The organism is Mycobacterium scrofulaceum (assembly GCF_001667885.1).
GTDB lineage: Bacteria > Actinomycetota > Actinomycetes > Mycobacteriales > Mycobacteriaceae > Mycobacterium > Mycobacterium scrofulaceum_C.
Genome location: NZ_LZJW01000141.1, coordinates 14,366 through 26,619, shown reverse-complemented (window position 1 = coordinate 26,619; position 12,254 = coordinate 14,366). Strand labels below are relative to the sequence as shown.

The 12,254-nt window shown below is 70.1% G+C and carries 11 protein-coding genes; 5 read left to right on the top strand and 6 right to left on the bottom strand.

All coding sequences use genetic code 11. The features are described from left to right. Positions 1–167 precede the first annotated feature (167 nt). Positions 168–1,784, bottom strand: a complete 1,617-nt coding sequence (locus A5681_RS20420) for a hypothetical protein (protein WP_231996381.1) — start codon at positions 1,782–1,784, stop codon at positions 168–170. Positions 1,785–2,075: 291 nt separating this feature from the next. Here A5681_RS20420 and A5681_RS20415 point away from each other — a divergent pair, with 291 nt between their 5' ends. From A5681_RS20415 to A5681_RS20405, 3 genes are read left to right on the top strand one after another with little or no spacing between them, the layout of a single operon-like run. Continuing rightward, positions 2,076–3,257, top strand: coding sequence for an NAD(P)/FAD-dependent oxidoreductase (locus A5681_RS20415; protein WP_067279352.1), 1,182 nt, complete (start codon positions 2,076–2,078; stop codon positions 3,255–3,257). Continuing rightward, the gene (locus A5681_RS20410; RefSeq protein ID WP_067279346.1) at positions 3,254–4,156 is read left to right on the top strand and encodes an RNA polymerase sigma-70 factor; all 903 of its coding nucleotides are present in this window, start codon (positions 3,254–3,256) and stop codon (positions 4,154–4,156) included. Before A5681_RS20415 ends, A5681_RS20410 begins: the two co-directional genes overlap by 4 nt. A 59-nt stretch (positions 4,157–4,215) precedes the next feature. Next, positions 4,216–5,469, top strand: coding sequence for an aminodeoxychorismate synthase component I (locus A5681_RS20405; protein WP_067279343.1), 1,254 nt, complete (start codon positions 4,216–4,218; stop codon positions 5,467–5,469). Positions 5,470–5,472: 3 nt separating this feature from the next. On the opposite strand, the gene rsmI is transcribed toward A5681_RS20405, so the two are convergent. Next, complete coding sequence (rsmI, locus tag A5681_RS20400; protein WP_067279339.1) at positions 5,473–6,309, bottom strand: 16S rRNA (cytidine(1402)-2'-O)-methyltransferase; 837 nt, start codon at positions 6,307–6,309, stop codon at positions 5,473–5,475. A gap of 25 nt (positions 6,310–6,334) precedes the next feature. Here rsmI and A5681_RS20395 point away from each other — a divergent pair, with 25 nt between their 5' ends. Then, positions 6,335–7,903, top strand: a complete 1,569-nt coding sequence (locus A5681_RS20395) for a dolichyl-phosphate-mannose--protein mannosyltransferase (protein ID WP_067279336.1) — start codon at positions 6,335–6,337, stop codon at positions 7,901–7,903. 30 nt (positions 7,904–7,933) lie between these two features. Here A5681_RS20395 and arcA read toward each other — a convergent pair whose 3' ends face one another. Further along, complete coding sequence (arcA, locus tag A5681_RS20390) at positions 7,934–9,148, bottom strand: arginine deiminase (RefSeq protein ID WP_067279333.1); 1,215 nt, start codon at positions 9,146–9,148, stop codon at positions 7,934–7,936. A gap of 72 nt (positions 9,149–9,220) precedes the next feature. On the opposite strand from arcA, the gene A5681_RS20385 reads away from it, so the two are divergent. After that, positions 9,221–9,817, top strand: coding sequence for an alpha-ketoglutarate-dependent dioxygenase AlkB (locus A5681_RS20385; RefSeq protein ID WP_197498663.1), 597 nt, complete (start codon positions 9,221–9,223; stop codon positions 9,815–9,817). A 59-nt stretch (positions 9,818–9,876) separates the two neighbouring features. On the opposite strand, the gene A5681_RS20380 is transcribed toward A5681_RS20385, so the two are convergent. The 3 genes from A5681_RS20380 to A5681_RS20370 are packed head-to-tail and all read right to left on the bottom strand — an operon-like array spanning position 9,877 to position 12,192. Further along, complete coding sequence (locus A5681_RS20380) at positions 9,877–10,530, bottom strand: DUF5642 family protein (RefSeq protein WP_067279325.1); 654 nt, start codon at positions 10,528–10,530, stop codon at positions 9,877–9,879. 28 nt (positions 10,531–10,558) lie between these two features. After that, a complete protein-coding gene (locus A5681_RS20375) occupies positions 10,559–11,245 on the bottom strand; it encodes a DUF5642 family protein (RefSeq protein WP_067279321.1) in 687 nt (228 codons plus the stop codon). Continuing rightward, the gene (locus A5681_RS20370) at positions 11,242–12,192 is read right to left on the bottom strand and encodes a GNAT family N-acetyltransferase (RefSeq protein ID WP_067279514.1); all 951 of its coding nucleotides are present in this window, start codon (positions 12,190–12,192) and stop codon (positions 11,242–11,244) included. The genes A5681_RS20375 and A5681_RS20370 overlap by 4 nt, the downstream gene beginning before the upstream one ends. Positions 12,193–12,254 lie beyond the last annotated feature (62 nt).

Genomic DNA, 12,254 nt, shown 5'->3' with positions numbered 1-12,254 from the left:
AATCCCGTCGACCGCGCGCCCATGCGCATCGGCGGGGCCCTCTGGTTCGTTCGACGGGGCTATCCGGACCCGGGCAGGTCAGGATGGGTATTGGTGAGCAGAACGTATCACGCAGGCGCCGCCGGAGCCGGGCTAACGAGCAACTTGCGGCCCGGCGCCGCTGCGCGTCATTGGCCGTTGGCCGCCGCGTCGCTGGCGATGTCCAGTGTCGCGATCGGATACAGGCCGGAACCGTCGCGGCCGTCGCGGGCCAGCGCCATCGGCGCGTAGTTCACCACGTGCGAAGCGCCCGGCTTGTGCTGCTGCCATTCCACGGACGCCCGCAATGTGTAGTGTCCGGGCGCCAGGCCTGTGACGTCGACGCGCACCGACTCCGTCGTCGACTCCGGGACGGCCTCCTCGCGTGACGGGCTGGAGTCGTCGTGGACCAGCGACTTGAGATTGACCGTCCCGGCGATGGTGCGGACCACAGCTCCGGAGAAATCGACCAGCTTGTATCCCGGCGTCCACTGTTCGGTGGCCGCCGCGGAACCGTAGTTGGTCCAGACAACCGAGATGGAAGCGGCCTTACCGGCAATGGACTGCGATCCCGGCTTGGCCTCCACCGAATATCGGTAACCGGCGGCGGTGTTCGCCTTGGCCCACAGCAGATACAGCTTGGGATCCATCGCCGACGTCGCATCCCGGTCCGGGAAATTCGCGCTCGACGTCATCGAGACGTGATACCTGACGACGTCGTGCAGGGCCTTCTCGTAGTAGGACCGCGGGTCGGCGCCCTGCGGCAGCCGGCACCACTGGCTGATCACCAGCGCCGAGGTGAGCCGCTGCTTGATCGCGTTGACGGCCGCGTCGTTGAACCGCACATAGTGCGAGTCGCTGGACTCGGCCCATTCCGGCAGGGGCGACTGCACGCCGAGGCAATCCGCGCGGACGCCGACCGGAGCGGACAGCTTCTTCGTCACGTCGTCGGCGAACAACTCGCGGACGATTTCCGGATTCTCGGCGGTGGTCACCAATTGGGTATGCGGGAACGCGCGCACGTTCGCGTCCACCAGCTGCGCGATGGACGCCTTGGTGATGGTCTGATCGCGAAACTGACTGTAATAACCCAACTTCGGCTGGCTGTCGTCCGGCGTGGGCCCCGGCGCGCCGAGCGCGTCCCGCAAGTACGCGATGCTGTTCTCACCGAAATCGCCGTACCCGGAGAACTCGAAGACGCTGAGCCGCTCGTCGCCGTCGTAGCGCCGGCCGAGCGCGGCGAGCAGCTGGCCGAAATTGTTGAGGTAGTCGCCGTCGTTCCAATTCGGCACCACCTGCGTGACTCCGGGTGCGGAACCGTTCGGCGGCGCGGGATAGCTGGTTGCCGCCGAACGGATCCAGTCCGGAATCGCGATGTTGGTGTTGCCCGGATAGGAATCGTTGCAACAGGATTTGTACGCGTACACGCCCAGGATCAGCCGCATGTTGCGGCTGCCGAGTTTCGTCAGCGCGTCGTCGATCGCGCTGAAGTCGAACTTGCGGTCGTCGGGGGCGTCGGGGGGAAGCGTGTGCGGGTCGACGGGCTGCAGCTGCCGCCACGAGACCCGCAAACTCGCGTCGTACGACGCGGGCCACGCCGCGTACCGCTGCGCGGAATTCCCTTGCGGGAAAAGCGGATTCATGCCCTCTTCGTATTGGCCGCGCAACGGGTTGGGGATCTCCTGAGCGGCGGGCGGAATGGCCGGACTGACCATGGCGGAAAGTGGCCCGGGATCGCTTTTGCCGCCGCATCCGCTCAGCACCATCGCCGCGCACACGACAGCGGCCAGCGCGCTCTTCCTCGACTTCACGGTTGTTTCTCCCAAGACACGCCGATGCTCACTGAAGTGGCCCCATATTGCCTGGGTTATCTGGTGCGGGTCTCCGACGCGGGGCAGGTCACCAATTGGCGTAGCGCAGCCTAGCACGCACGACCCGGCCCTCCCCCGGTCTCACGGCCGTCCGCGTGAGACGGGTCACAATGTGGGCGGCCCTGTCACGCTCGAGGGGCCCGCGGTGTCTCAAGGGCATCAGACCCGAGAGAACAGGAGACAGCAATGACCGAGGTGGCCCCGCAGAAAACTCATGTCGTGGTGGTCGGGGGCGGATACGCCGGCACCATGGCCGCCAACCGTCTACGGCAGCGTCGCGACATCGACATCACGCTGGTGAACGCCCGCCCCGTCTTCGTGGAGCGGATCCGCCTGCACCAGTTGGTCGCCGACACCGGCGCCGCGACCGCCGACTACGCGACGCTGCTCGGCGACGGGATCCGGTTGGTGGTCGACACCGTCGACCGCATCGACGCCGGCGCCCGGCGCCTCCTCCTGTCGTCGGGCGCGGAACTGAACTACGACTACCTGATCTATGCGGTCGGCAGCACCGGCGCGAGCCCCGCGACCGTGCCCGGGTACGCCGACTTCGCCTACCCGATAGCCGACCTGGAAAGCGCGCAGCGGTTGCGCTACGCGCTCGCCGACCTGCCGCTGGCCGCGCCCGTCACCGTTGTCGGCGCCGGGCTGACCGGCATCGAAACGGCCTCCGAGCTGGCCGAACGGGGCCGGCAGGTGACCCTGGTGTGCGGCGGGCCGCTCGCCCCGTCGCTGAGCAGGCGCGGCCGCCGGTCGGTCGCCAAGCGACTGCGCGGCTTCGGGGTCAACGTGCTGGAATCCGTGGCGGTGACCGAGGTGCGCTGGGACGCGGTGGTGTTGAGCGACGACGCGGTGCTGCCGAGCGCGGCGACCATCTGGACCGCGGGCTTCGCCGTGCCGGACCTGGCCGCCCGCAGCGGCCTGAGCACCGACCCGATTGGCCGGCTGCTCACCGACGAGACGCTGACCTGCGTCGACAACCCCTACGTCGTCGCGGCCGGTGACGCCGCGGCGCCGTCGGGTCAGCCGCTGCGGATGAGCTGCCAAGCCGCCGAACCGTTGGGGGCGCAGGCCGCCAACACCGTGCTCAGCCGCATCTCCGGAACCGCCCCCGCCCCGCTCAACCAGGCCTTCGTCGGTCAGTGCATCAGCGTTGGCCGCACCTACGGCACCGTGCAGTTGGCGCACACCGACGACACCCCGGTGAACGTGGCGATCGGCGGCCGGACCGCGGCGTCGATCAAGGAGGCCATCTGCAAGGGCACGCTGTGGGCGATCCGGCGCGAGGCCGCCCAGCCCGGCTCCTACCTCTGGCTCAAGGGCGGCAAGCGGCCCGCGCAGGCGCCGGCCGCGGTCGCGTTGCCATGACGCACGCGCCCGACCACGCCGAACGGTTCACGGTGCTGCGGCCGCTCCTGTTCACCATCGCCTACGAGATGCTGGGCTCGGCGACCGAGGCCGACGACGTGCTGCAGGACAGCTATCTGCGGTGGGCGGCGGTCGACCTGTCGACGGTGCGCGACACCAAGTCCTACCTGGCCCAGCTGGTGACCCGGCAGGCGCTCAACGCACTGCGCGCCGACGCGCGCCGCCGGGAGGAGTACGTGGGCCCGTGGCTGCCCGAGCCACTGCTGCTCGACGAACAGGATCCCTCGGCGGATGTCGTTCTGGCGGAATCCATATCGATGGCGATGCTGGTCCTGCTGGAAACGCTGAGCCCCGACGAACGGGCCGTGTTCCTCCTGCGGGAGGTGTTCGGCTTCGACTACGGCGAGATCGCGGAGGCGGTGGGCAGGCCGGCGCCGACCGTGCGGCAGGTGGCGCACCGGGCGCGCGAACACGTACGGGCACGGCGGAAAAGGTTCGACGCGGCCGACCCGCAACGCAACGCGGAGCTCACCGCCCAGTTCCTCCAGACGGCCGCCAGCGGCGACGTCCAGACGCTGATGACGCTGCTCGCCCCCGACGCGACCTGGACGGCGGACAGCGGCGGCAAGGTGAGCGCGGCCCGCAGGCCCGTGGTGGGCGCCGAGCGGGTGGCCCGGGCCATCGTCGGCCTGATCCGCAAGGCGACCGAGCTCGCGGAATTCCGGGTGGAAATGGTGAACTGCAACAGCGCCCCGGCCGTCTTGCTCTACCTCGGCGATCACCTTGAAGGGGTGATCACGCTGGAGATTGCCGACGCCTTGATCACCAACTTCTATGTGACGCGCAACCCGGACAAGCTGGCGGCCCTGGCGACCGCCCGGGACGTCAGCCGCGGGTAGCTCCGGCCGGTCCAAGGCGCCCGCAGTGCGAAAACCCGCCCTTCTGTCAAGCTAGGGCGGTGCGTATCGACCGGCTCGGCGACCTTGGCGCCGCACCCCAGGTGCTGCGCGCCGTCGGTGACGCCACGGCACGCCTCGGCCTGCCGCCGCCGGCCGCGCTGACCGGCGACTGGTTCGACTCCCTGGCGGTGATCGCACCGAGCGTGTCGGCACAGCCGGTCGACCTCGATGCCGCCTTCGCCGTCCAGCAGAACCCCCACACGGTCGACCCGAAGGCGGTGGGTGGCGGCTGGATCGGTTACCTCTCCTATCCCGATCCGGGCGCCGACGACCGGGCGAACCGCATCCCCGAAGCCGCCGGCGGCTGGACCGACTGCGTGCTGCGCCGCGACCGGGACGGGCAGTGGTGGTACGAAAGCCTCTCCGGGGCGACCATTCCCGACTGGCTGGCCGCCGCCCTGGCCACCGCGCCTTCGCCGGTCCGCGACTGCCGCATCGACTGGCGTCCGGCCGACCGGGCCGCACACCGCGACGGCGTGCTCAACTGCCTGGAGGCCATCCGCGCCGGCGAGGTCTACCAGGCGTGCGTGTGCACGCAGTTCACCGGGACGCTCAGCGGCGCCCCGCTGGATTTCTTCGCCGACGGCATCGCCCGCACCTCCCCGGCGCGGGCGGCCTACGTCGCCGGGACGTGGGGCGCGGTGGCGTCGCTGTCGCCGGAGCTGTTCCTGCGGCGGCGCGGAACGCTCGTGACGTCCAGCCCGATCAAGGGCACCCTGCCCCTGGACGCGTGGCCGTCGGCGCTGCGGGCGTCGGCGAAGGAGGTCGCGGAGAACATCATGATCGTCGACCTGGTGCGCAACGACCTGGGCCGGGTGGCGATCGTCGGCACGGTCACCGTGCCCGAGTTGTTGGTGGTGCGGCGCGCCCCGGGCGTGTGGCACCTGGTGTCCACCGTGTCGGCGCGGGTGCCCGCCGAGCTGCCGACGTCGGCGCTGCTGGACGCCGCCTTCCCGCCGGCGTCGGTCACCGGCACCCCCAAACACCGGGCGCGCCAGCTGCTTTCGCGATGGGAGCCGCACCGTCGTGGAATCTATTGCGGCACAATCGGTTTAGCCTCTCCCGTGGCGGGTTGTGAGCTGAACGTCGCCATTCGCACGGTCGAGTTCGACGCCGACGGTGGCGCCGTGCTGGGCGTCGGCGGCGGTATCACCGCCGACTCGGATCCCGACGCCGAGTGGGCCGAATGCCTGCACAAGGCGTCGCCCATCGTCGGGCAGCCCCGCATCGCGGCCGCATTCTCGGCCCGCTGACCCTCACGCGCGACGGGACTGCAGGACCGCGTCGTAGAGCTGGCGCGAGCGCACCCCGGGATGCTCTGCGGCCACCTCACCGCAGGCGTCCTTGACGCGCGCGCCGCCGGCGACCAGCTCCTCCACCCGCGCGACCAGCGACGGCAGGTCGGCGCTCGGGGTGGCGCCGGCCAGCACGACGGTGACTTCGCCGAGCACCCCGTCGTCCGCCCACGCCGCCAGCTCGTCGAGCGACCCGCGCACCACCTCCTCGTGCACCTTGGTCAGCTCCCGGCAGATCGCCGCCCGCCGGGCACCGCCGAGTTGGTCGACGGCGTCGCGCAAACACGCGGCCAACCGGCGCGGGGATTCGAAGAACACGCAGGTGCGCCGCTCGTCGGCCAGCGAGTCCAGCCAGGCCCGCCGCGCGGCCCTCTTGCGGGGGGCGAAGCCCTCGAAGCAGAACCTCTCCGCGGGCAGCCCGGACAGCGCCAGCGCGGTCATCACGGCCGACGGGCCGGGCAGGCACGTCAGCGGGATCCCCGCCTCGACGCACGCCGCAACCAGGCGGAAGCCGGGGTCGCTGATCAGCGGCATCCCGGCGTCGCTGACCACCAGCACGGTCGCACCGGCTTGCAGCGCGCTGATCAGCGGTTCCACCCGGGCGGCCTCGACCCGGTCGAACAGGCTGATCACCCGGCCGGTGATGGTCACCTCCAGGGCCTTCGCCAGCGTGCGCACCCGCCGGGTGTCCTCGGCGGCCACCACGTCGGCGTGGGCGAGGGCGTCGATCAGGCGGGGTGAGGCGTCCGACGGCTGGCCCAACGGGGTCGCGCCCAGCAACAGGCGGCCGGTGGTCATGACGGACAGCCTACGATCGACACCGATGTCCGCCCCGCCCCGCGAAACCTTGGACGCCGGCCAGGAGCGTGTCGTGCCCGTGGTCAGCCCGGGGCCGACAGTTCCGGTGGCCGACTTCGGTCCCACCGATCAGATTCGCGGCTGGGTCGTGACGGGCGTGATCGCCGTGCTGGCAACGATCAGCCGGTTCCTCAACCTCGGTTCGCCGACCGACGCCGGCACGCCCGTCTTCGACGAGAAGCACTACGCGCCCCAGGCCTGGCAGGCGCTGCACAACCACGGGGTGGAGGACAACCCGGGGTTCGGCCTGGTGGTGCATCCGCCGGTCGGCAAGCAGCTGATCGCGACCGGCGAGGCGATCTTCGGCTACACCGGCGTCGGCTGGCGGTTCACCGGCGCCCTGCTGGGCGTGGTGCTCGTCGTGCTGGTGACGCGGATAGTCCGGCGGATCAGCCGCTCCACGCTGGTCGGCGCGATCGCCGGGATTCTGGTGATCTGCGACGGCGTCAGCTTCGTCACCGCGCGGACCGCCCTGCTCGACGGCATCCTCACCTTCTTCGTGGTCGCGGCGTTCGGCGCGCTGATCGTCGACCGGGACCAGGTGCGCGAGCGCATGCACGTCGCACTGCTTGCCGGGCGCGCCGCCGAGACGGTGTGGGGTCCGCGGCTCGGGGTGCGGTGGTGGCGCTTCCTGGCGGGCGTCTTGCTCGGATTGGCTTGCGGGACAAAGTGGTCCGGCCTGTATTTCGTGCTGTTCTTCGGCGCGATGTCGTTGGCGTTCGACGTGGCGGCGCGGCGCCAGTACCAGGTGACCCGTCCGTGGGTGGGGGTCTTGCGGCGCGATCTGATCCCCACCGCTTACGCGCTGGTGTTCATCCCGTTCGCGGTGTATCTGGCCAGTTACGCGCCGTGGTTCGCGTCCGAGACCGCTATCGATCGGCATGAGGTGGGCCAGTCGATCGGCCCCCACTCGGTTGTCCCGCTGCCGGATGCCATCCGGTCGCTATGGCATTACACCGCCAAGGCTTTCGACTTCCACAAGAGCCTGACCAACGCGGCCGGCAACTACCACCCGTGGGAGTCCAAGCCGTGGGCCTGGCCGATGTCGTTGCGGCCGGTGCTCTATGCGATCGATCAGCAGAACGTGTCCGGTTGCGGTGCGCAGTCGTGCGTCAAGGCGGAGATGCTGGTGGGCACCCCGGCCATGTGGTGGCTGGCGGTGCCGGTCCTGATCTACGCGTGCTGGCGCACGTTCGTCCGCCGCGACTGGCGTTACGCCGTTGTGCTGACCGGTTATTGCGCCGGGTGGCTGCCCTGGTTCGCCGACATCGACCGGCAGATGTACTTCTTCTACGCGGCGACGATGGGGCCGTTCCTGGTGATGGCCATCGCCCTGATATGCGGGGACATCCTCTACCCGCCCGGGCGACCCCGCGGCCTGAGCTCGGAGCGGCGCACGCTGGGGCTGATCGCGGTCTGCCTTTATGTGGCCGTCGTGGTGACCAACTTCGCCTGGCTGTTCCCCGTCCTCACCGGGCTGCCGATATCGCAGCAGACGTGGGACATGGAGATTTGGCTGCCCAGCTGGCGCTGACCCCTTTGGCTTGGACGGCTATCTCGACGTCTAGCGCACCGGATCGCGGGCCACGGGACAGGACATGCACCGGGGACCGCCGCGGCCGGTGCCCAGTTCGGAGCCCGCGATCGTGAGCACCTCGATGCCCGCGTCCTGCAGGCGGGCGTTGGTCTGCGCGTTGCGCTCGTAGGCGACGACGACGCCGGGCGCCAACGCCAGCGTGTTGTTGCCGTCGTCCCACTGCTCGCGTTCGGCGACGATGGGGTCCAACCCGGTGTCGATGACGCGCAGCCGGTCGATTTCCATTGCCTTGGCGGCGGCCTCCAGGAACGGCGCCTCGTCGCTGATGGCGACGCCGGAGGGCGTGCGCTCGATGGTGAACGCCGAAAGCGTGTCGACGACGTTGGCGTACATCACCACGGTGTCGGTGTCGACCATCGTGCACACCGTGTCCAGGTGCATCTGGGCGCGACGCTGGGCGATCGGCACGGCGAGCACCTTGCTCGCCAGATCGTCGTCGAACAGGCTGCGCGCCAACGCTTCCGCACCCGCGGGGGTGGTCCGCTCGCCGACCCCGACGGCGACGACACCGGGCGCGAGCAGCAGCACGTCACCGCCCTCGACGGGCGCGGTGCGCGACTCGTAGGCGCGCCGCACCCCGGTGAACCGCGGGTGATGGGCGTAGATGAGATCGGTCAGCGACGCCTCGCGCACCCGGGCGCGCAACGCCAGCGTGGGAATCACCACTCGGGGGCCGATCCAGATCGACGAGTCGCGGGTGAAGACCAGGTTGGGCAGGGGCTCGATGACGAAGTCCGCCCCCTGGTGCATGCGCAGCACCAGCGACACGTCGGTCCGGATGTCCGCCGGCAGTTCGTTGAACGTCATGCCGGACATCAGCACGTGGGCCAGCCTGTCCGCGTCGAGTCCCCGGAGGTAGCCCGAAAGGGCTTGCGCCAACGGCACTCCGAGCCGGCGCGCGTCGACCGCGGCGGCCACGCCCTGCATCCGGGCGGCCCCACTGTGGGTCAGGGCCTCGGCCAGCAGGTCGGCCAACAGCAGCACCTCCACTCCGCGGGAGCGCAGCAGCTCGGCGAACTGGTCGTGTTCATCTTGCGCGCGGGCGACCCAGGGCAGCCCGTCGAAGAGCAGCTGATCCATGTTGCGCGGATTGAGCCGCCGCAGCTCCCCGCCGGGGCGGTGCAGGATGACGACGCGCAGCGCTCCCACCTCGGAATTGGTGCCCAGCTCGACCACACCCACAACGGTAGCGGCGGCGGACCCGGCCGTCCCGGCGCCCGGGCACTCGAACGGGTGTGCGATAGACTGGGCGTCGTGGAGATGGCGGTACAAGGCTCCCTGTTCCAGCACACCGAGCGCAGGCAACTCGGTGAGGGCGCCTTTATCGAAATGCGCGCCGGCTGGCTGACCGAGGCCGATGAACTGCTCGACGCCCTCCTGACCGCGGTGCCCTGGCGGGAGGAACGCCGCCAGATGTACGACCGGGTGGTCGACGTGCCGCGGCTGGTGAGTTTTCACGACCTCACCCTCGACGAGCCGCCGCATCCCCTGCTGGCCCGGCTGCGACGCCGGCTCAACGACATCTACGCCGGTGAACTCGGCGAGCCGTTCACCACCGTCGGGTTGTGCTGCTATCGCGACGGCTCCGACAGCGTCGCCTGGCACGGCGACACCATCGGCCGCAGCAGCTCCGAGGACACCATGGTGGCGATCATCAGCCTGGGCGCCACCCGCACGTTCGCCATGCGGCGGCGCGGCGGCGGCCCGTCTTTGCGGCTGCCGCAGGCCCACGGGGATCTGCTGGTGATGGGCGGATCCTGCCAGCGCACCTGGGAGCACTCCGTGCCCAAGACGTCGACGCCGGTGGGTCCGCGCATCAGCATCCAATTCCGCCCGCGCGGCGTGCGCTAGGCCTGAGACTGTTGGATCGCTGGACGGGATTGCGCCGTCGCGCGCTCATCGTCGTCGCGCTAGCTGCGGACCGCCTTCACCGCGCTCACCAGCAAGTCCCGGGCGCGCTGGGTATCGACCGGCGCGACGGGCTGCCCGGGGATCACCAGCGGGTTGGCCGTGACGATCACCTGATAATCGCCGAATTGGGCTGAATAGTCGTAGAGTTCGCCGGTGCGCGGGCCGCCTGCGACCAGCGCCTGCAGGACGCGGTGCACCCCGAGCGTGTGGGTCCCGTCGATCTGCGGCGCGTCGACCACCTCCATGCCGCCCCGCAGCTGAGGTCCGGAGAACGCGACCTTGGCGCAGTCCTTGCCGGGATCGTTGAACGGCAACGCTTTCGACGTTTCCACCGCGATGACCACGAACCGATTGCCCTTGCCCTCGGCGGAGACCGCGGCCATGTTGCCCTGCAGGTCCGGCGGCATCTCCGGGCCCGTCGCCGCCTTCGCGCAGTTGGCGGGGTCGAACGTCAGCCCCTCCGGGAGCTTGCGGCCGGACAACACCTTGGGATCGATCCCGCGCTCACCGATGTCGGTGACCTTGAAGTCCGGCCCGAAGCTCGACTTCACCTCGGAGACCCTCTTGATGTCGACTTTCGTCGAGGTCGCCTCGCCCGACGAGCAGCCGGCGAGCACACCCACCGCCGCGACCGTGACCGCCACCTTGAACACCGTGGCTAATCTACCCAAGGCCAATGCGTCAACTGCGCAACGCGGACACCGTTTTGACGAGCAGATCGGCGGCGAATTGCGGTGGCAGCGCGGGCACCACCGAGCCGGGATCGGTGGTCAGCGTGGTGAACGCGTAGAAGTTTCCCAGGTATGCCGTGAAGGTGTATGTGCGCGAATCGATCTCGGTGCCCGACTCCACCGAAGACTTGACGTCGGCCACCATCCCGACGGTCGGGACGCCGTCGATGTGCGGGGCGTCGGTCAGGTGCACGGTCGCGGTGGTGCGCCCGGCGGTCATCGTCCACTGACCGCACGCGGCCATCACGCCGTCGGGCAGGTCCACCGGCCCCGGCAAAGCCACCACCACGGCGTCGACGATGCCGCCGCTGCCCGACCCGGATACCCCCTGGGCCGTCTGATCACCCCCATTGCCGGGATCGGCGAGCTGTCCGCATTGCGCCGGCCTCGCCTTGGTGTCCAACGCCTCCGGCCCGAGGCTCCAGATCACCCGGGGTGACGCTGAGCTGGGGATGCCGGTGCTCGCCTCGTACCCGGGCGGCAACTCGCGAACGACGCGCTTGATGTTCGCCGGGTTGACCGCCTTCGGCGCCGGCGTTTTCGCGGGCGCCGGCGAGGTGACGGGCGCGGGCGCGTGGCCACACGCGGCCACCGCCAGCGCGAGCGCGAACACCGGGCCGATCCGCAACGGGCTCAGCCGACCACCTCGATCATCTGGCGGGCGACGTGCTCGATCTGGGCAGCCACGTCGCGCCGGAACCCGTGGTCGCGCCGGCGGGGCACGTCGATGACGGTGGTGATGACGCCGATGTCCTCGCGCTGCCAGACCGCCCCGTAGTGGTCCATGATGGTGCGCATCGGGAGATTGTCGGAAAGCATTCGCGCGGAGAACCTTTCGACCCCGGCGACCCGGGCGGCGATCGACAGCGCGTTGACCAGGAAGGTGCCGATCCCGCGGCCCTGGTAGGCGTCGGCGACGGTGAACGCGATCTCGGCGACGCTGCGGTCGGCCTCGTCACGCACGAAACGGGCGTCGGCCACCGGGTCGCTGCCGTCGATCACCACCCAGACGAAGTGGTCGACGTAGTCGACCTCCGACAGATAGTGCATCAACGCCGGGGTGGGCAGGCGCGGCGTCATGAACCGCCGGTAAAGCGTCTCGCTGGAAAACTGGATGTGCCCGTGCACGGTGCGCTCGCTGTCACCGGGCAGCACCGGCCGCAGCATCAGGTGCGTGCCGTCGCGGACCCGGATCGGGATCGGTGTGATGAACGCGGCGAGCCGCTGGCGCACCGTGCGCAGTAGCCGCTCCATCACCCCGGGGATGTGCACCATGCGGACGAACGCGTCGTTGTCGCCGATCCAACCGGTCAGCGGTCCGGCGGTGGTGACCGTCGCGGTCCGCGGGATGTGCCGCAGCAGGGCGATCTCCCCGATCAGCATGCCGGGAAACGCGTGCTCGACGATGACTACGCCGTCGTCGCCGACGTGGGTGATCTCGACGATGCCCGACGAGATGAGCAGGAAGGACACGGCCTCCTCGCCCTGCTTCATCAGCACTTGCCCGGACCCGGCGCGCAGCGGCTGCAGGGAGGCTGCCAACGGCGCGAGATCGGAGGTGGGACATCCCTCGAAGATGTCCATCGTCGCCAGCTCGTCCGCGCGCGCGCCGGTCAAGGCCACTGCGATAGCCCGCCGATCACACG